The organism is Sphingomonas sp. 37zxx (genome assembly GCF_000786205.1).
Lineage (GTDB): Bacteria > Pseudomonadota > Alphaproteobacteria > Sphingomonadales > Sphingomonadaceae > Sphingomonas.
The window spans coordinates 37,660-57,226 of the sequence record NZ_JROH01000016.1; the positions used below are offsets into that span (position 1 = coordinate 37,660).

Genomic DNA, 19,567 nt, shown 5'->3' on the forward strand with positions numbered 1-19,567 from the left:
TTGACATCAATTTCTCGCGATTTATTGGTAAGACCAATAATGGGAGAGATTGATATGCGGTCGCCGAACCTTTGCTCGCAAGCCATGACCGCAATCGCGATCTGCCTGCCGGCGGCGCTTCCCGCCCATGCGACGCCATCCGATGCCATCGCCGAGCAGCGATCGGTTGCGGAAAGTCCCCGGCAAGTGGTGCTGCTGCACGATGACTGGCGCTTCCGCTTCGGCGGGGACGCGAAGGGCGTGACCGATCCCGCTTATGACGATACTGCGTGGGAAACCGTGGCGCTGCCGCATAGCTGGAACCGGCTGGGCGGCTATCAGTCCACCCGCTCGCCCGATACCAATGTCGAACAGGGCATTGGCTGGTATCGGCTGAACTTCACTCCGCCGCCACGCAGCGGACGGCAGCGGCAGGTCATCCAGTTCGACGGCGTCGGCGCGGTGGCTGAACTATGGGTCAACGGCGTCCGGGTCGGCGGTCATGCAGGGGCGTTTTCGACCTTCCGCTTCGACATCACCGATCAGCTTCGCAGCGGCGCGCTCAACACGATCGTCGTGAAGGCCGACAACAGCAAGCCCGCTCCGGGCAGCGCCACCGCCAACGTCATCCCGCTGGGCGGGGATTTCTTTGTCCACGGCGGCATGTATCGCGGTGTTTCGCTCATCACGGTGGGTGAAGCGCAATTCGATACGCTCGATCATGGTGGGCCGGGCGTCTATATCAGCACCCCCAATGTCACCGATGCAGCGGCGCAAGTTTCGGTGCTGTCGCGGCTCCGCAATCTTGGCGGGTCGGCGCGGATGTTGCGGCTGAAAACCCGCATCATCGACGCCGACGGGGCCGTGGTCGCAAGCGGTGAACGTCCGGTGACGCTGGCGGCGGGCGCGACGTTTGACGCCGGGCAAATGCTCGCCATCGCCAAGCCGCGCCGCTGGCATGGCCGGAAAGACCCTTATCTGTACCGGGTCGTCGCCGAATTGTTCGATAAGGGGCGGGCGATCGATCGGGTCGAGCAGCCCTTGGGCGTCAGGAGCTTCGCCTTCGATGCCGATCGCGGCTTCATCCTGAATGGCGAGCCGATGAAATTATACGGCGCATCGCGGCACCAGGATAAGCAAGGAAAGGGCTGGGCGATGACGCCGGCGGATCATGCGCTCGACATGGAAATCATGGCCGAGATGGGCGTGAATAGCGTCCGCCACGCGCATTATCAGCATGCCCAGCAATGGGCGGCGGAAGCCGACAAGGCCGGCATGGTGGTGAAAGCCGAACTGCCGTTCGTCCATCAATCCGCGCTTGGCAGCGATGCGCCGACGCCCGAATTGCTGGCCAATGCTCGGCAGCAACTGATCGAGCTGATCCGGCAAAACTACAATCACCCTTCGATCATGCTTTGGTCGGTGGGCAATGAAATCGACATCGGCGCGGCGATCGGCGCGCTGCAAAGGGGCGGGAAGGGGCCGCCTGCACAATCGCGCGACATGCTGGTGGCGCTGAATGGCCTCGCCAAGCAGGAGGATCCGAGCCGGCCGACTGCCTATGCCGATTGCTGCGAGAGCGTGCCTTCGCCGCTGGCGTTGCCGGGGGCGCAGATACTGAATGATGTCACCGATGTCATCGGGCTGAACCGCTATTTCGGCTGGTATTATGGCAAGCCCGGTGATGTCGCGCCGGCATTGGCGGCGCTTCACGCGAAATATCCCGACCGTGCGATCACGCTGACCGAATATGGTGCCGGCGGTGCCTTCACCCAGCATACCGACAATCCCCGCGGCGGGCCGGTCAATGCCAATGGTCGCCCGCATCCCGAAGCGTTTCAGGCGCTGGTGCATGAAGAGACGTGGAAGGCGCTGAAGACGCAAGATTATCTGGCGGCGACCTGGATATGGAACATGTTCGATTTCGCGTCGAACAGCCGCGAAGAAGGCGAGGCATTCGACCTCAACGACAAGGGGCTGGTCAGCTATGACCGCAAGACGCGCAAGGATGCGTTCTATTTCTACAAGGCGAACTGGTCGGCCGAGCCGGTGCTGCACCTGACCGGACGCCGCTATACCGATCGCGCTTATGCGGTCACCGATGTCCAGGCTTATAGCAACGCCGATCGCGCCAGCCTGTCGGTGAACGGTCGTCAGATCGGGACGGTGGCGTGCGCCGACAGGATTTGCATCTGGCCAAAGGTGGCGTTGCAGCCTGGACGCAATGATGTCGTGGCGACGGCGTCGATTGGGGGCGTGGCGCTCACCGATTCGATCGCGTGGACTGCGCCGGCAGCGGACGCGGGCATGCGGATCCGGGTCGGTAGCCTGACCGGCCTGAGCACCGTAGCAGGGGAACGATTTGGGTCGGACGATTTTTTCGTCGGCGGCAAGGTGCCCGAGCTTCGCATGGGGGCACGGGGCAAGCTGGCGCCGAGCGATGTCACCGGCACCGATGACCCCGAACTCTATGCTTCGTATCGCGAAGGCAGTTTCCGGTATGACCTGCCGCTGCCCGATGGCCGCTGGATCGTGAAATTGCATATGTTCGAACCGGATAGCGCACAATTGGCGACACGCAGCTTCAATATCGACGTCGATGGTCGGCGCGTGCTTTCCAAGTTTAGTCCCGGCAAGGCTGCGGGCGCGGCGCGCACCGCGATTGTGCGGGCGTTTCCGGTCGAGGTGAAGAACGGATCGATGTCGCTGAGCTTCACCGCCGGCGGCGGCCCTGCGGTCGTTTCGGCGATCACCGTCCTACCGCAATAATCCGAAACATTCGGGGATGTGAAAAATACTTCGTGACAGGATTGTAAGCTCCGCAGATTGGCCTTACCACATTAAGCAGAATCGGTCACTTTAGATGGCCAGGCTGAAGGGGAGGGTATCATGAACATCATGTCCGTGTTGATGGCGACGACCGCGTTGATGGCAGGCATGCCGGCGATGGCGCAGGAGATCGCAGCCGAATCCAGCGCGGCGCAGGACAGCGCTGCGATCGCCGACATCATCGTCACCGCGCAAAAGCGCGAACAGAATATCCAGGATGTGCCGGTCGCCATCACCGTGGTCAGCGCCGACGCCCTCGCCAGCGTCGGCGGCAGCCAGCTGGAAGACCTCACCAAATTGGCACCCAGCCTAACCATCACCCAAGGCGGCGACCTTAACAACAATGTCATCAGCCTTCGAGGGGTGGGTACTTCGGCGTTTTCGGTCGGGGTCGAGCAGAGTGTCCTGGTGATCGTCGATGGCGTGGCGAACGGCCTGCCCGGGCAGGGGTTCAACGACCTCGACGATATCGAGCGGATCGAGGTGTTGCGCGGGCCACAAAGCACGTTGTTCGGCAAGGCAGCGTCAGCGGGTGTCATCAGCGTGACCACCCGGGCACCCAGCGACAATTTTACCGGCGAGGCGCAGATCCTGGTCACCGATGACAATGAGCAGCGCTATTCGCTGGGCCTGTCTGGGCCGATCACCAGCACGCTGGGGTTTCGCATCAACGGATCGGTCGGCCGGTTCGAGGGCAATATCAACGAGTTGCAGACCGGCACCACGATCAACGGCCGCGACAGCGAGAATGTACGCGCCAAGCTGCGTTTCGAGCCGTCATCGATTTTCGACGCAACGCTGATCGGCTTTTACAACAAAACGCGGACCGATTGCTGCGCTTTCGTCACCATCGAGCGGACGCCGGGCGCGGTATCCTCCTTCGGCCTGCCGTCATCGGTCAGCCTGGCCGGCATCACCCCGGGCAAGGATAATTTCGACGTTCGCGTCGATCCGATCCCCACCGCCGATTCAGAAAGCTATGGCGGGTCGCTGGCGATGAACCTGGAGGTGGGCAGCCATACGCTGACCCAAATCTTCGCGATGGCGCACTATAATTCGCAGGATTTGTCCGATTTCGACGGTTCTTTCGGTCCTGGCTTTGGCCAACCTAATGGGCTGGTGCAGGGGGGCAACTTCGACGGGAACACGTTGAGCCACGAGCTGCGGCTGACATCGCCCGGCGGCAACGCGCTGCAATATGTGATCGGCAGCTTTTATGCGCGTAACGCCAATGAACGCACCTTCCGCCGCGTCGGCCCGATCGCCAACGCCAATTGGGTCGGGCGCTCGACGTCGGAAACCATCGCGGTATTCGGCCAGGCCGATTGGGAAGTCGTAACCGGCAGCCGGATCATCGCTGGCCTGCGTGTGAACCACGAGGATGTCTCGTTCCAATATCAACGCTTCAACAGCAATGGCGGCAACCCGCCCTTTTTCACCACCGGTGATGCCGCCGATACCGCACTGACCGGCAAATTTGGCGTCCAGCAGGACTTTTCCAACGACGTGATGGCATTTGCGACCTATTCGCGCGGGTATAAGGGGCAAGGGTTCGACCTGACATCGTCGTTCGTTCGCCCAACCCATCCTGCCAGCCGGCCGATCGAACCCGAAACCGCCGACAGCTATGAACTGGGCCTGCGCAGCAGCATGTTCGATCGGCGGGTGACGGTGAACCTGACGGCGTTCTGGACCGACTATGACAATTTCCAGTCGCAAGCGCTCGAACCCGAACTGGGCGGCGCATTCATCCTGGCCAATGTCGGATCGGTTCGTACCCGCGGTGTCGAATCCGAGCTGTTCGTTCGCGCGACCGACTGGCTTCGGTTCAACGGCAGCGCCGCTTATATCGACGCGAAGGTGCGATCCTATCCGAATGGCGAATGCTATTTCGGACAAACCGCCGCGCAAGGGTGTCTTCCCAATGCGACGGGTGGGCGATCACAGGATCTAGTCGGCGCGGCGCTACCCAATTCGCCCGAATGGAAGTTCAATGTCGGTGCCGACATGAACGTGCCGCTGGGCAACCTGCCAGTCGATCTGACCTTCAACAGCAATTATACGTGGCAAAGCGAGGCGTTTTTCGCGCTCACCAATGATCCGGCGACGCGGCAGGATGCGTATGGCATCACCAATTTGAGCATCGGTTTCGAGGAAAAGAAGAGCCAGCGCTACAGCATCACCTTGCTCGCCCGAAACCTGTTCGACGTGAATTATTTCGGGACGATCCGAAATGATGCGAGCAGCTTTGCCGACAATCCCTATCCCAATGCATCGCCGGTCACGAACATCATCGGCCTGCGTGCCCGCGATTCGGCGCGCTATTTGGGGGTGCGGTTGGCGTTCCGGTACTGACCGATTGCCGGCCCGCGCAACATGATCGCCGGTGGACGGGGCAAGCAGGTTGCCGCGTCCACCAGCTTCATGCTTATCCGGCAGCCGTCGGAACGCGATAGCGCGCGCGCGTGGCCGCGACCGATCGCTTCGCTTCTTCGATCGCGCGCTCTTCGGTCGTGAACAGCAGATGCTCCATCACCGCCGACAGATGCGCGTGCATCGCCGCGCGCGAGGCAACGGGGTCATGCGCGCGTAGAGCATCCAGGATGGCGCTATGTTCGGCGACTACCGGGCGGATCTTGGCGTGCCGTGCCTTGTCGTGCAGCAGCGCACATTCGGCGGATGTCGCGCGGATGCGCCAAAACTCTTCGATCGCCATGTGGATGGCGTTGTTGCGCGTGGCCTTGGCGATGGCGAGGTGGAACTGGCGATCGGCAATCTCGGTCACCTCGGGCAACAGGTTTTCGATGCTGATTTGCTCGACCAGTGCTTCGAGTTCGTCGAGTTCGGCATCCGTAATATGCACGGCAGCGAGCGCCGCCGCTTCGCCTTCGAAGATGATGCGCGCTTCGGTCAATTCAAAGGCGGTGATCGCGAAGCCCGGCCGGTCTTCGTCGCCGGGCAGGCGGCGGACGAATGCGCCCGCCCCGACCCGGACATCGATATAGCCCTGCACTTCGAGCGCGATCAGCGCCTCGCGTACCGCGGGGCGGCTGACATTATATTCGACCGAGAGTTCACGCTCGGCGGGCAGCCGATCGCCGATAGCGTAGCGGCCAGCGACCAACTGTTCGAACAGAGTCTGTGCCAGGCGCTGGTATAAACGGCCACCACCGTTGGACAGCTTGTCGGCGGCGATCATGGAGTCGGACATGGCATGCTCGAATTAAAGGCCTGACCAATGCATGGGCCGCTTGGTTCGAAGGCGATAACCTGTTGTGCTGGCATTGGTTGCGTTTCGCAACCCTCAAAGCGCCCGGCAATGTTAGCGCAATCACCCAACGGTCCCGAAGCGCCCGAAAGCGGTATCCTCAAGGTGGAATCGGCGCATAAGCAAAGATGCAGTCGCCAATAGCTTAGCACTGGTAAGGCCAATCACGCGCAGCTATCACCCCCCAAGAGAGGGGCTGGATATGTCGAATCAATCGCCGGCGCAGAGGGGGACGATGCCGGGAAAGCGCGCACTGGCCGCCGCGCGGAACCTGCCGCTGCGCTGGAAACTGATCGGGCTGGTGACGATCGGCACGATCCTGAACTATCTGGCGCGCTCGACGCTGTCGGTGGCTGCACCGCAGCTGAAGACCGAATTCGGCATGACGACCGAGGATTATAGCTGGGTCGTGCTGGCATTTCAGGCGAGCTACACCGTAATGCAGACGGTGGCGGGCGGGGTGCTCGATGCGCTTGGCACGCGGCTTGGCTTTTTTCTGTTCGGGATCGGCTGGGCGCTGGCGAACATGGCGCACGCTCTGGCCACCGGCTGGCCGAGCCTCGCCTTTTTCCGCGCGCTGCTGGGGGCGAGCGAGGCAGCGGCGATCCCCGCCGGTGCCAAGGCAGTGTCCGAATGGTTTCCACCGCGCGAGCGATCGCTGGCGACCAGCGTGTTCCAGATGGGCACCAGCGTCGGCAACATGATCGCGCCGCCGCTGGTCGCCTTTTGCATCCTGCTGTGGAATTGGCAGGCAGCGTTCCTGGTCACCGGCGGATTGAGTCTGGTCTGGGCGTTTCTGTGGTGGTGGGGTTATCGCAGCCCACAGGATCATCCGCGAGTCAGCCAGGCCGAACTGGCCAAGCTTGTCGCCGCGCGCAACGAAGATGTCGGGACCAAGCCGGCGACGCGCCGTGAATTGCTGCACAGCCGCGCCTTTTGGGGAATTGCGGTCCCGCGCTTCCTGGCCGAGCCGGCATGGCAGACGTTCAATTTCTTCATCCCGCTTTATCTTGTCGCGGTGTGGAATCTCGATTTGAAGAGCATCGCGCTTTGGGCGTGGTTGCCGTTCCTCGCGGCGGATTTCGGCAGTCTTGCCGCCGGCGTGCTGCCGGGCTGGCTGATGCGGCGCGGCGTGGCGCTGGTGGCGTCGCGCAAGATCACGATGACGGTGGGTGCGTTGTGCATGATCGGCCCGGCCTGTATCGGCCTGGCGACATCGCCCGGTATGGCGATTCTGCTGTTCTGCATCGGCGGCTTTGCCCACCAGATGCTGAGCGGCGCGTTGATCACCTTATGCGCCGACATGTTCGACAGCCGCACCGTTGGCACCGCCAGCGGGATGGCGGGAACATCGGCGTGGATCGGCGGCATGTTGTTCACCCTGCTAATCGGCCAGAGCGCCGATGCCTGGGGCTATGACCCGCTGTTCGTGGCGCTGGCCGCGCTCGACCTGATGGCGGCGGCGATATTGTGGAGTTTGTTGCGCGCGCATCGGCGCGGCGACGCTGAAGTATAAGAAGGATAGACGGGTGTTGACGACGAAGACCTTGCGCTGGTTCGGGCCGACAGATCCGGTTCGCCTGCGCGATATTCGCCAGGCTGGCGCGACCGAGGTGGTGACTGCATTGCATGAACTGCCCAATGGCGCGGTGTGGCCGCAAGCCGCGATCGCCGCGCGCAAGGCCGAGATCGCGGCGGCAGGGCTTGGCTGGACCGTGGTCGAGAGCCTGCCGGTCGACGAAGCGATCAAGACACGGTCGACCGATTGGGACCGGATGATCGATCATTATTGCCAAAGCCTGCGCAACCTTGCCGCCTGCGGGATCACGGTCGTCACCTATAATTTCATGCCGCTGCTCGATTGGACGCGAACCGATCTGGCGTGGGAATTGCCCGATGGCGCGCGCGCGCTTCGCTTCGATCCGATCGCGCTGGCGGTGTATGACCTGCATATGCTGCACCGCCCCGGGGCGGATGCCGACTATGACGATTCGGTGCGCGATGCGGCGGCGCGGCGCTATGCCGTGATGGATGCGGCAGCGCGCGGCACGCTCGAGCGGACGATCATCGCCGGGCTGCCGGGTAGCGAGGAGGGGTTCACCTCGCCCGCGTTTCTGGCGGCGATCGGCAGCTATGACGCGATCGATGCCGAGATGCTTCGCGCCAATCATGTCGCATTCCTGGCGGCGGTGTGTCCGGTGGCTGATACTGTCGGCATCCGGCTGGTGGTGCATCCCGACGATCCGCCGTTTCCGATTTTCGGCCTGCCGCGCGTGGTCAGCACCGAGAGCGATGTCGCGGCGCTGTTCGCCAAGGTGCCGAACCGGTCGAACGGGCTTTGCTTCTGCACCGGATCATTCGGGGTTCGCGCCGATAACGACTTGCCCGGCATGGTCGATCGGCTGGGCGATCGGATCGGCTTCCTGCATTTGCGATCGGTGCAGCGCGAGCAGGGTGGCGCATTCCACGAGGCAGCACACCTGGAAGGGGACGCCGATATGGCGGCGGTGATGGCGGCGGTGAACCGGCTGTCCGCGCGCGAGGGGAAGAGCATTCCGATGCGGCCCGATCATGGGCATCAGATGCTCGACGACCTCAACCGCACCACCAATCCGGGCTATTCGCTGCTGGGCCGGATGCGCGGGCTGGCCGAATTGCGTGGGCTGGAACTAGGCATCGCCTATGCGGCGGGGCGGATCGGGTAATCGGCGAGCGGCCCCGGCTTCAGGCGGGGCCAGCGCTTCGTCGGCAAAGCATTCGGTGTCAATCTGTGCTTGCTGCGCCGCCGAATAGCGCGCGCCGTGGACAGCGCCCGGAGCGAACAGCGTATCGATCGCGGCGATCGTCTGGTCGTCGAGGGTCAGTTGGGCGGCGGCGAGGTTTTGATCGAGATGCTCGATGCTGCGCGTGCCCGGGATCGGCACGATCGCGGCGTCGCGCGCCAACAGCCATGCCAGCGAAAGCTGCGCCGGGGCTACCTCGATCGATCGTGCGAGCGTATCGAACTGCGCCACGAGCGCCAGGTTCCGCCGCAAATGATCGCCCAGGAAGCGCGGCATCGTCAGACGGATGTCGCCGGCAGCATAATGATCGTCGGCCACCGCGCCCGCCAACATACCGCGCGCGACGGGCGAGAAGGCCACGAAGCCGATGCCGAGCGCGCGGCAGGTGTCGAGCACCGCGATTTCGGGGTTTCGCACCATCGGCGAATATTCGCTTTGCACCGCGGCGATCGGGTGAACGGCATGCGCGCGCCGGATCGTCGCGGCGCTCATTTCGCTGAGTCCGATCGCGCCGATCTTGCCCGCTTCCTTCGCCCGCACCAGCGCGCCGACCGACTCCTCGATCGCGATCCGGGAATCGAGCCGGTGAAGATAATATAGGTCGATATGATCGGTGCCGAGTCGCGTGAGCGCGGCATCGAGCGTGCGCGCGATCGCCTGGGGCGACCCGTCGACCCAGCGCTTTCCGTCGTACAGGTCGAGCACGCATTTCGATGCGAGCACGAATTCCTGGCGGCGATGCATGACCGCGGCAGCGATCAGCCGCTCGTTCGCGCCGCCGCCATAGAGCGCGGCAGTGTCGAGCAGGGTCACGCCGCTGTCGAGCGCGTGGTTCAACAGGCGCCCCCCGGCATCGGCGGGCGGCGGATCGCCATAGGCGTGGCTGAGGTTCATGCAGCCCAACCCGATCGCCGATACCGAAATGCCGCCGATGTCTCGGGTGGGAAGGGTCGTCACAAGGGCAATCCGATATAGTTTTCGGCAATGGCGCTCTGCATTGCCACTGAATCGGCGACATAGTCCAGTTCGGCACGCTGCATGCGATGCTCGAACGCGCCGTCCTCAGGAAAGCGGTGCATCAGCCGGGTCAGCGACCAGCTGAACCGCTCGGCCTTCCAGATGCGGGCGAGCGCGCGTTGCTGATAGCCGTCGATCCCCGCCGAGCGGCCATGCTTGAGCGCGTCGATCAAGGCTTCGCTGAGGTACACGACGTCCGATGCGGCCAGGTTCAGGCCCTTTGCGCCGGTGGGGGGAACGATGTGCGCTGCGTCGCCCGCCAGGAACAGGCTGCCCCGGCGCATCGTTTCAAACACATAGGAGCGAAGCGGCGCGATCGACATTTCGAGCGCGGGGCCGCGCGTGACCGGCAAATCGGCGAGCAGCGCGAACCGGCGTTCCAATTCGTCCCACAGCCGCTCCTCGGGCCAGTTTTCGATCCGTTCGGTCAGTGGCAGCTGGATGTAATAGCGGCTGCGCGTCGGCGAGCGCATCGACGCCAGCGCAAAGCCATCGGCGGTGTTGGCATAGATTAATTCGGGATGGCAGGGCGGCACATCGGCCAGAATGCCCAACCAGCCAAAGGGATAGGCGCGTTCGAATTCGGGACCGTCGCCGATCGCCTTTCGGCTGGGGCCATGAAACCCGTCGCAACCGGCGATGAAGCGCGCTTCGAGCCGATGTTGCTCGCCGTCATGGGTGAAGGTGACGCATGGCGCATCGCCGTCAATATCGTGCAGCGCCACGTCGCCGGCATCGAACAGGATCGGCAAGCCGCGCTCGGGAGCCGCATCGATCAAGTCGCGCGTCACTTCGGTCTGGCCATAGACGGTGACATGGCGGCCGGTGAGCGTCTTGATGTCGATGCGGATGTTGCGATCGTCGGTTGCCAGGTTGAAGCCGTGTTCGATCAACCCTTCAGCATCGAGGCGCTTGGCTAGGCCCAGATCGCGCAGGAGATCGGTGGTCACCGCTTCGAGCACCCCGGCGCGGATCCGCCCCTCGACATAGCGCCGGTTCTGGCGCTCGACGATGACGCAGTCGATCCCCGCCTGGCAAAGCCGGTGGCCGAGCATCAGGCCGGCCGGACCGGCACCGATGATCGCCACATCGGTGCGGCGAACCAACGGCGCGCTCATGGCTGAAGCTGGGCTTCGAGGCCGTGCAGCACCCGGTAACAGGGCAGCACCTGCGCCACCGAAGCATTGGGTTCACGCCCCTCGCGGATCGCGGCGATGAATTCGCGGTCCTGCAATTCGATGCCGTTGGTCGACACAGCGACGCCCGACAGATCGATCGGCTCTTCCTTGCCGGTCACCAGATCATCGTAGCGCGCGATCCAGGTACCGTTGTCGCAGATATAGCGAAAGAACGTCCCAAGCGGCCCGTCATTGTTGAAACTGAGCGACAGCGTGCAGATCGCGCCGCTTTCGGCCTTGAGCTGGATCGACATGTCCATCGCGATCCCGAGTTCGGGATGCAGCGGCCCTTGCACCGCATTGGCTTGAACGATCGGCCCGGCCTGATAGGCGAACAGATCGACGGTGTGCGCGGCGTGGTGCCATAGCAGGTGATCGGTCCATGACCGGGGCTCGCCCTTGGCATTCATGTTCTTGCGGCGAAAGAAATAGGTCTGCACGTCCATCTGCTGGACCGAAAGCTGCCCCGCGACGATCCGGTCGTTCAGATATTGATGGCTGGGATTGAAGCGCCGGGTGTGGCCGACCATCGCCACCAGCCCGGTCTCCTGCTGCTTGGCCAGCACCGCTTCTGCATCGGCAAGGCTGTCGGCCAGCGGAATTTCGACCTGAACATGCTTGCCAGCAGCCAGGCACTGGATCGCCTGCTCGGCATGCATCTGGGTGGGCGTGCACAGAATGACGGCGTCGACATCGTCGCGCGCCAGGCTGTCGGCAAGGTCGGTGGTCGCATGGCCGATGCCATATTTCGCGGCCACCGCCTGGGTGGGTTCCAGCCGGCGACCGACCAGGCTCACCACCTCGGCCCCGTCGATCTGCCGGATCCCGTCGAGATGCTTTTCGCCAAAAGCACCTGCGCCCGCCAGGGCGATACGAATTGTCATGTCATTCTCCAATGCCGATCGTCGCCGCCGCGGCGGCGACGCCGGTTGCGTCATTCGGCGGCGATGGCGGGTTGCGCGCTGTCGCTGCCGGTCATGTCATACTCCTCGCCATTGTCAGGGCGCAGCACGACATGGCCGATCGCGGTGTTCGAACAGGGGACGTGATAATGGCGATGCAGCGCGCGGGTGTTGCGCCCCAGCGCGCCGCGCATGATCAGCCACATCACCATTTCGATCCCCTCGGACCCGGTTTCGCGCAGATATTCGATATGGGGAATGCGGCGCAGATGGTCGCTGTCGCCGATCAGGCCGTCGATGAAACGGTTATCCCATTCACGATTGATAAGTCCCGCGCGTGGCCCCTGAAGCTGGTGGCTCATGCCGCCGGTGCCCCAGATCTGAACATTCAGGTCTTCACCAAAGCTTGCCACCGCGCGACCGATCGCCTCGCCCAGCGCCCAGCAGCGATTGCCCGATGGCGGCGGATAGGTGACGACGTTCACTGCCAGCGGGATGACCTTGCACGGCCATGCATCGGGTTTGCCGAACATCATCGACAGCGGCACGGTCAGGCCGTGATCGACGTCCATCTCGTTGATGATGGTCATGTCGAATTCGTCGAGGATCAGGCTTTGCGCGATATGCCAGGCAAGATCGGGATGCCCATCGACCGCTGGCACCTTTCGCGGTCCCCAGCCTTCGTCGGCGGGCTGATAGCGTTCGCCGCAGCCGATCGCGAAGGTCGGGATGATCTTCATGTCGAACGCCGAGGCGTGATCGTTGAATACCAGGATGACGACGTCGGGCTTTTCGGCCTTTTCCCATTCGCGCGTCCAGTCATAGCCCGAAAAGATCGGGCCGAAATAATCGTCGCCATCCTTGCCGAAATCGGATGCGACGCCCAGCAGCGGCACGTGGCTGGATGCGACGCCTGCGGTGATCCTGGCCATGTCAGCTCTCCTTCTGATCGGATGTGCCGCCAGCGGCATTTGCCCTGATCGAGCGATTGCCCTCGGGCGAGCGGCCGCCGGCGAGCATCATTTGGGTATAGGTTTCGAAATCCATGTCGGTCATCGTCGAGACCGCCTGCGCGAAGCTTTGCCCGTCGGTGGAAAAGAGCTTGGCGAGGAAATAGACGTTGCCGCCAAGATCGAGGCAGCGATTATAGTCGCGCTTGAGCACCGCGTCCTTTTGCTCGTCGGTCAGCGACCAGGCATCGAGATAGGCCGATTCATCGGCGCGAAATTTGGCGCGGTTTTCGTCCTGCATCAGGCTCATCGCGAATTGATTGAGATGATAGCCCTGGCGCGCGCGCACGGCGGTGAATACCCGCGTGCCGGGAATATCTTCAAGCTCCGCCAGATAGGCGTGGATGTCCTGCACGGGTTCAGTCATGACCATTCACCTTCCATTCCTGCCATTCGAAGGGCAGCGGGGCTTCGCGAAAGGCGAACCGGTTGAGATGTTCCTCAACCACGCCGCGCATCCGATCGTCATTGCCGTCGGTCGGCACACTCAGCACCAGCGCCAGCGAATCGTCATGCGCGGTTAGTTCGAGCACCGCGCCATTGTCGAAGGGAACCCGCCCCGTCGCCGCGTCGAACTCGACCGCGAAACGGCGGCTCCAATGTTTGCACAATTGCTGAAGATACCGACTGGCACTGGCGGTTGCCACGCGCCCTTCGCACTGGTTGGTCATACCCCTCGCTCCTTCAATTTGGCGTCTAGGCGTGGAAACACGCGCCGCGCATTGCCTTCGAAAATGGCGTGTCGCTGTTCGTCGCTGATCGGCAGCGCATCGACATAGCGTTTGGTATCGTCGAAATATTGGCCGGTGGTGGGATCGATCCCGCGGACCGCGCCGACCATTTCGCTGCCGAACAGGATGTTCTTGGTGTCGATCACTTCGGCCAGCAGATCGATGCCGGGCTGATGATAGACGCAGGTGTCGAAGAACACGTTGTTCATGACATGACCGTCGAGCGCTGGCTTGTTCAGCATGTCGGCCAGGCCGCGATACCGCCCCCAATGATAGGGCACCGCGCCGCCGCCATGCGGGATGATGAAGCGCAGCGTCGGAAAATCGGCGAACAGGTCGCCCTCGATCAATTGCATGAAGGCGATGGTGTCGGCGGCGATGTAATAGGCGCCGGTGGCGTGCATCGCCGGATTGCAGCTGCCCGACACATGGATCATGGCCGGCACGTCGAGCTCGACCATCTTCTCGTAAAAAGGATACCAGAAGCGATCGGTGAGCGGCGGGTGTGCGAACCGGCCACCGCCCGGATCGGGATTGAGATTGCAGCCGATAAAGCCGAGGTCGGTGACGCAGCGTTCGAGCTCGGCGACCGATCCCGCCATGTCGGCGAGCGGACTTTGCGGCAGCATGCAGACGCCGGCGAAAATGTCGGGATACAGGCCGACACAGCGCGCGATCAGGTCATTGTTTGCGCGCGCCCAGGCGGTCGCCACCGCCTCGTCGCCGATATGCGGGGCCATTGCCGATGCGCGCGGGCTGAAGATCGTCATGTCGGCCACGCGCTCGCGCAGCAGGCGAAGCTGGTTCGCCTCCAGCGTTTCGCGAATCTCGTCATCCGAAATCGCGGGATAGGCAGGCGCGGAGTCGCCGGCCTTGAACGCCGCCTTTTGCGCGTCGCGCCAGGCCGAATGCGCGGCGGGTGCCGTCGTGTAATGACCGTGGCAATCGATCACGAGCGTCATGCGGCATCATCCCATGTTGTCAGCGATGGCAGCAACGCGCGCAGCTTTTGCGTCAGGCCTGCCGGCGGTGTTTCGCCCAGCCTGCCGATCGTGCGTTGCCGTTCGGCGGTGGCGCGGCTCATCGCACTGCCGGTGCCGAGGGCATCGAGCGTGGCGACGACCTCCTCCATCTCGGCAGTGCGGCGATTGCCGTGCAGCATCATCCGGTCGAGATTATAGTCGAAGCGCCGGCCCCAATCGGCACCGGGCCAGCTTGCGTCGAGCGAGGCGATCACCGCCGCACGCACCCCGGCGGCTTCGGCGGCGAGCGCGCATTCGGCCGACAATGCCTCGATCCCTTTCACCATCACCGATCGGATCATCTTGATCGCCGACGCATCGCCGATGCTCTCGCCGGCGATGGCCACCTGGGTAAAGCCCATCGCCCGAAGCGCGGCGGCACCGGCAGCGGCATGGGGGCCGGCGAGCAGGATCGGGACATTGCGCCGGGCGGGTTCAACCGGAGCCATGATCGCCATGTCGACATAGCGGACCTGCGGCCCCAGCGCGGCTGCGGCAGCGCGCTTGGTATCGGGGGCGACCGAATTGCCGTCGAGCCACAGTGTGCCGGCATTGGGCACGGCGGCGCGGGCGACCGTAAGCGCTTGATCGGCGGTTACCAGCAACAGGATCGTCGATGCGCCGGTGACAGCTTCGCCGAGGCTGGGGATCGCGGTGACGCCTGCTGCTGCAAAATCGGCTTGCTTGGCGGCGATTGTCGCTGGGTCGGTGAGTTTCAGGTCATGGCCGCGGTCGCCGGCACGCGCGAACGCCATCGCCGCTTCGCCAAAACCGATGAAGGTGGGAGGTGTCTCCATGAGCAGACGGTGTAGAAAGCCGATCGGCGGGCAACCAATCGAAATGCACGGCAGTCATTCGATTTTGGGAATTCCAATGTCCTTCGCGGTCTCTTCGATCAGGTTCATCAGCCGTTGCTGCGCCGCGCTGGGCCGCCAGGCGGCGCGCGTCGTCAGGCCAATCGATCGGATGCTGTCGGGCAGCGGCGGGCCGATCATCCCGAGCATGCCCGCGTCGATCTCCAGCGCCACCTGATCGCGCGACAGCAGCGCGAGCAGGTTCGAATCCTGCAAGATGCCGCGAATGACCATCACCGATCCGCATTCGAGCGGGGCAGGCGGCAGCGGATGGCCAGCGAACAGCGCGTGCCATTGCTGGCGCAGCGGCGTGCCGCGCGATCCCACCACCCAGGGGTAGCGCGCAAGTTGTTCGGGGCTGGGTCGGCTGATCGCCGCCAGTGGATGGCCGGCGCGGCCGATCACGGAGAGATGATCGGTAAACAACGGGCGTTGATCGAGGTCGGCTGACGGGGTTTCGCGCACGGCACCGACCATCATGTCGAGCACACCATCGCGCAGCGGATCGACCAGTTCGCGCCACGATCCTTCGACCACATCGATGACCACGGTGGGCGAGATGCGCGTGAAGCGCGCCAGCGCACGCGGCAGCAGCAGCGCGCGCGACAGGGGCATCGCGCCGATGACGATCCGTCCGGCATCTTCGGGATCGGGGGAAATTTCGGCGATGCCGGCGGCAATCTCGCGATGCGCCAGCCGAACCGCGCGCGCCATGCGGTGGCCGTGCTGGGTGAGCACGGTGCCGCGCCCGCGCCGCTCGACCAGCGCGACCCCGCTCACCTGCTCGAGATCGCGAACGGCACGGTGCAGCGCCGGGGGCGACAGGCCATAGGCAGCCGAGGCCGCCGCAAAGCCGCCGGCATCGGCGATGCGGAGGAAAGCGTCGAGTTGCGTGGCGGTCATCAGCCGATCAGGCGTGGCAAAGCCCCGCGCGGCGGGCGGGCGGCTGCGAACCGCCGACGCCAGATGGGCAAGTGCCGCCTCGGCGCGCTGGGCCAGCGCCTCGCCCGCCTGAGTGACGCAAATGCCATCGGGCCGGCGATCGAACAACATCGTTCCCAATTGGCGTTCGAGCTTGGCGATCCCTTGAGTCAAAGCGGGCTGTGACAAGCCGACGCGGGCGGCGGCGGCGCTGAGGGTGCCGTCGTCGCGAATGATCGCCAACGCGCGCAGATGGCGCAGGTTGAGGTCGAAGGGAGTGAGCGGCATGGTGCTGGCGATAGCAAAAACTTATCGGCGCTGCATCCGGCGATGTTGGCACGGCACCGGGTTGGGCCGGGCCGATGATTGCGGAAAACTTATACCAGCCCGAACAATCTATTGGGCGCGGGCAGGGCGTCATGCTTAGCTTTTGGCCTGCTCATGCGATGTGAAAGGATTAGAGCCATGGCCGGACGGGTAGTTCGCACGATCGAACGCGCAAGCCGCGAGGTGATCGATGGGCTGGCCGCAGCCGGCGTTGCCACAGTACACGAAGCGCAGGGGCGGATCGGCTTGCTCGGCCATTATATGCGACCGATTTATCCGGGCGCGCGCATCGCCGGATCGGCGATCACGATTTCGTCCCCGCCGGGGGACAATTGGATGCTGCATGTCGCGATCGAGCAGCTTGGGGAAGGCGACATCCTGGTCCTGGCCCCGACTTCCCACTGTTTCGACGGTTATTTCGGCGATCTGCTGGCGACCAGCGCGATGGCGCGCGGGTGTCGCGGGCTGGTGATAGATGCCGGGGTTCGCGATGTCCGCGATCTGACGCAGATGGGCTTTCCGGTCTGGTCTAAAGCGGTGTCGGCGCAAGGGACGATCAAGGCGACGCTGGGATCGGTCAACGTGCCGATCGTCTGCGCCGGGGCTGCGATCGATGCGGGCGACGTGATCGTCGCCGATGACGATGGCGTCTGCGTGGTCAAGCGCGCCGATGCCGAGGCGGTGCTGGCAAAGGCCCGCGCGCGCGAGGCCAATGAAGAGGCCAAGCGCCAGCGGCTGGCCGCCGGCGAACTGGGGCTCGACATTTACGACATGCGCGGCACGCTGGAGCGGATGGGCCTGCGCTATGAATGAGGGGCGTGCGATCGCGTGCATGTGGATGCGCGGCGGCACGTCGAAAGGCGGGTTCTTCCTGGCCGATGATCTGCCCGCTGACCCTGCCGAGCGCGATTCGCTGTTGCTGCGGATCATGGGATCGCCCGATCCTCGCCAGATCGACGGCATGGGTGGCGGCGATCCGCTGACCAGCAAGGTGGCGGTGATCGCGCGATCGGCGCGCGAGGGCGTCGATGTCGATTATCTGTTCCTGCAGGTATTCGTTGATCAGGCGATCGTCAGCGACAGCCAGAATTGCGGCAACATGCTGGCGGGTGTCGGCCCCTTCGCGATCGAACGCGGGCTGGTCGCCGCCACCGGCGACCGGACCAGCGTTGCGGTGTACATGCAGAACACCGGACAAGTCGCGGTGGCGACGGTGGAGACGCCCGGCGGCTGCGTATCCTATGCCGGTGACGTCGCCATCAGCGGCGTGCCGGGCAGCAGCGCGCCGATCCCGCTGGTGTTTCGCGATACCGCCGGATCGTCGTGCGGCGCGCTGCTGCCGACCGGGAACGCCACCGATGTGATCAACGGGGTTGCGTGCACGTTGATCGACAATGGCATGCCCTGCGTCGTGATCGCGGCGAGCGATGTCGGGATAGCGGGCGATGAAGATCGCGACACGCTCGACGCCCATATGGCGATGAAGCAGCAGGTCGAGGGGATACGATTACAGGCGGGGCCGATGATGAACCTGGGCGACGTCACCGAAAAATCGGTGCCCAAGATGATGCTGGTATCGGCCCCGCGCGGCGGCGGCGCAATCGCGGTGCGATCGCTGATCCCGCACCGGGTGCATGCCTCGATCGGGGTGCTGGGTGCGGTCAGCGTCGCCACCGCCTGCCTGATCGAAGGATCGCCGGCGGCCAGGGTCGCGGTCATCGCCGATGGCCGGGAAAAGCGCATCGCGGTCGAGCATCCCAGCGGCGTCACCGAATGCGTTGTGACCGTCGACGAGAATGGTCATCCGGTCGCGGCAGGCATGTTGCGGACCGCGCGCAAGCTGATGGACGGGATGGTGTTTGCATGACGATCGACGCGAATGGCCGGGTGCGTAGCTGGACGTTGACGCCGGGCAAGCCGCACTTCACCCCGCCGCCAGGATCGATCGACGCGCATTGCCATGTCTTTGGCCCCGCCGATCGCTTTCCCTTCAGCGCCAAGGCGAAATATCTGCCGCAGGATGCAGGAGCCGATGCGCTGTTCGCGCTTCGCGACCGGCTGGGCTTCGCGCGCAACGTGATCGTCCAGGCCAGCTGCCACGGCACCGACAATTCGGCGACACTGGACGCAATCGCCCAATCGGACGGGCGTGCGCGCGGCGTCGCGGTGGTCGATCCGGCGATCGACGCAGCGGCGCTGGACGAGCTGCATGCCGGTGGCATTCGCGGTGTGCGGTTCAATTTTCTGAAGCGGCTGGTCGATGACGCGCCCAAGGATCGCTATTTGGAGCTTGCCCGGCGACTGCCGGCGGGCTGGCACGTCGTGGTGTATTTCGAGGCCGATATTCTGGCCGAGCTTCGGCCGTTTCTGGATGCCATCCCGGTGCCGATCGTCGTCGATCATATGGGGCGGCCCGATGTGCGCCAGGGGCCGGACGGGATCGACATGCTGGCGTTTCGCGCGTTGCTCGACAGCCGCGACGACATTCATTTCAAGGCGAGCTGCCCCGATCGGCTGGACCCGGCTGGTGCGCCCTGGGATGATTTTGCGCGCAGCGTTGCGCCATTGGTGGCCGACTATCCCGATCGCTGCCTGTGGGGAAGCGATTGGCCACACCCCAATATGCAGGACGCGATCTCCGATGACGCCGCCTTGGTCGACATGATCCCGCGCATCGCCCCCAGCGCTGCGTTGCAACGCAAATTGCTGATCGACAATCCGATGCGGCTATACTGGGCCGATTGAC

At 64.0% G+C, this 19,567-nt stretch carries 17 protein-coding genes; 7 read left to right on the forward strand and 10 right to left on the reverse strand.

All coding sequences use genetic code 11. From position 1 onward, the window contains the following. The first annotated feature begins 84 nt into the window (after positions 1–84). Together QU44_RS08965 and QU44_RS08970 are read left to right on the forward strand one after the other, a co-directional pair. A complete protein-coding gene (locus tag QU44_RS08965) occupies positions 85–2,748 on the forward strand; it encodes a glycoside hydrolase family 2 (protein WP_033921674.1) in 2,664 nt (887 codons plus the stop codon). A 120-nt stretch (positions 2,749–2,868) separates the two neighbouring features. After that, positions 2,869–5,163 carry a TonB-dependent receptor gene (locus QU44_RS08970; protein ID WP_052134519.1) on the forward strand — a complete coding sequence of 765 codons (2,295 nt, stop codon included), beginning with the start codon at positions 2,869–2,871 and terminating at the stop codon, positions 5,161–5,163. Positions 5,164–5,236: 73 nt separating this feature from the next. On the opposite strand, the gene QU44_RS08975 is transcribed toward QU44_RS08970, so the two are convergent. Continuing rightward, the gene (locus tag QU44_RS08975; protein ID WP_231621680.1) at positions 5,237–6,019 is read right to left on the reverse strand and encodes a FadR/GntR family transcriptional regulator; all 783 of its coding nucleotides are present in this window, start codon (positions 6,017–6,019) and stop codon (positions 5,237–5,239) included. A 292-nt stretch (positions 6,020–6,311) separates the two neighbouring features. On the opposite strand from QU44_RS08975, the gene QU44_RS08980 reads away from it, so the two are divergent. Next, the gene (locus QU44_RS08980) at positions 6,312–7,592 is read left to right on the forward strand and encodes an MFS transporter (protein ID WP_052134520.1); all 1,281 of its coding nucleotides are present in this window, start codon (positions 6,312–6,314) and stop codon (positions 7,590–7,592) included. 13 nt (positions 7,593–7,605) lie between these two features. Then, complete coding sequence (gene uxuA, locus QU44_RS08985; RefSeq protein WP_033921675.1) at positions 7,606–8,781, forward strand: mannonate dehydratase; 1,176 nt, start codon at positions 7,606–7,608, stop codon at positions 8,779–8,781. Here the strand turns inward: uxuA and QU44_RS08990 are convergent. From QU44_RS08990 to QU44_RS09030, 9 genes are read right to left on the reverse strand one after another with little or no spacing between them, the layout of a single operon-like run. Beyond that, positions 8,746–9,816, reverse strand: a complete 1,071-nt coding sequence (locus tag QU44_RS08990) for an aldo/keto reductase (protein WP_231621681.1) — start codon at positions 9,814–9,816, stop codon at positions 8,746–8,748. The genes uxuA and QU44_RS08990 overlap by 36 nt on opposite strands. After that, entirely contained in the window at positions 9,813–10,994 is a 1,182-nt protein-coding gene (gene pobA / locus QU44_RS08995; protein WP_033921676.1) for a 4-hydroxybenzoate 3-monooxygenase, read from the reverse strand. The genes QU44_RS08990 and pobA overlap by 4 nt, the downstream gene beginning before the upstream one ends. After that, complete coding sequence (locus QU44_RS09000) at positions 10,991–11,932, reverse strand: Gfo/Idh/MocA family oxidoreductase (protein ID WP_033921707.1); 942 nt, start codon at positions 11,930–11,932, stop codon at positions 10,991–10,993. Before QU44_RS09000 ends, pobA begins: the two co-directional genes overlap by 4 nt. A 56-nt stretch (positions 11,933–11,988) precedes the next feature. Beyond that, positions 11,989–12,888, reverse strand: a complete 900-nt coding sequence (locus tag QU44_RS09005; protein ID WP_033921677.1) for a class III extradiol dioxygenase subunit beta — start codon at positions 12,886–12,888, stop codon at positions 11,989–11,991. A 1-nt stretch (position 12,889) separates the two neighbouring features. Beyond that, entirely contained in the window at positions 12,890–13,333 is a 444-nt protein-coding gene (ligA, locus tag QU44_RS09010) for a protocatechuate 4,5-dioxygenase subunit alpha (RefSeq protein ID WP_131602064.1), read from the reverse strand. After that, the gene (locus tag QU44_RS09015) at positions 13,326–13,637 is read right to left on the reverse strand and encodes a DUF2218 domain-containing protein (RefSeq protein WP_033921679.1); all 312 of its coding nucleotides are present in this window, start codon (positions 13,635–13,637) and stop codon (positions 13,326–13,328) included. Before QU44_RS09015 ends, ligA begins: the two co-directional genes overlap by 8 nt. After that, the gene (locus tag QU44_RS09020) at positions 13,634–14,659 is read right to left on the reverse strand and encodes an amidohydrolase family protein (RefSeq protein ID WP_033921680.1); all 1,026 of its coding nucleotides are present in this window, start codon (positions 14,657–14,659) and stop codon (positions 13,634–13,636) included. The genes QU44_RS09015 and QU44_RS09020 overlap by 4 nt, the downstream gene beginning before the upstream one ends. After that, a complete protein-coding gene (locus tag QU44_RS09025; RefSeq protein ID WP_033921681.1) occupies positions 14,656–15,516 on the reverse strand; it encodes an NAD(P)-dependent oxidoreductase in 861 nt (286 codons plus the stop codon). The genes QU44_RS09020 and QU44_RS09025 overlap by 4 nt, the downstream gene beginning before the upstream one ends. A 54-nt stretch (positions 15,517–15,570) precedes the next feature. Beyond that, complete coding sequence (locus QU44_RS09030) at positions 15,571–16,782, reverse strand: LysR family transcriptional regulator (RefSeq protein WP_033921682.1); 1,212 nt, start codon at positions 16,780–16,782, stop codon at positions 15,571–15,573. 177 nt (positions 16,783–16,959) lie between these two features. On the opposite strand from QU44_RS09030, the gene ligK reads away from it, so the two are divergent. Genes ligK through QU44_RS09045 form a run of 3 tightly spaced genes read left to right on the forward strand, consistent with a single transcriptional unit; the run spans position 16,960 to position 19,566 of the window. Continuing rightward, the gene (gene ligK, locus QU44_RS09035; protein ID WP_033921683.1) at positions 16,960–17,634 is read left to right on the forward strand and encodes a 4-carboxy-4-hydroxy-2-oxoadipate aldolase/oxaloacetate decarboxylase; all 675 of its coding nucleotides are present in this window, start codon (positions 16,960–16,962) and stop codon (positions 17,632–17,634) included. Then, entirely contained in the window at positions 17,627–18,688 is a 1,062-nt protein-coding gene (locus tag QU44_RS09040) for a 4-oxalomesaconate tautomerase (protein WP_033921684.1), read from the forward strand. The genes ligK and QU44_RS09040 overlap by 8 nt, the downstream gene beginning before the upstream one ends. After that, a complete protein-coding gene (locus QU44_RS09045; protein WP_033921685.1) occupies positions 18,685–19,566 on the forward strand; it encodes an amidohydrolase family protein in 882 nt (293 codons plus the stop codon). The genes QU44_RS09040 and QU44_RS09045 overlap by 4 nt, the downstream gene beginning before the upstream one ends. The last annotated feature ends 1 nt before the right edge of the window (position 19,567 follow it).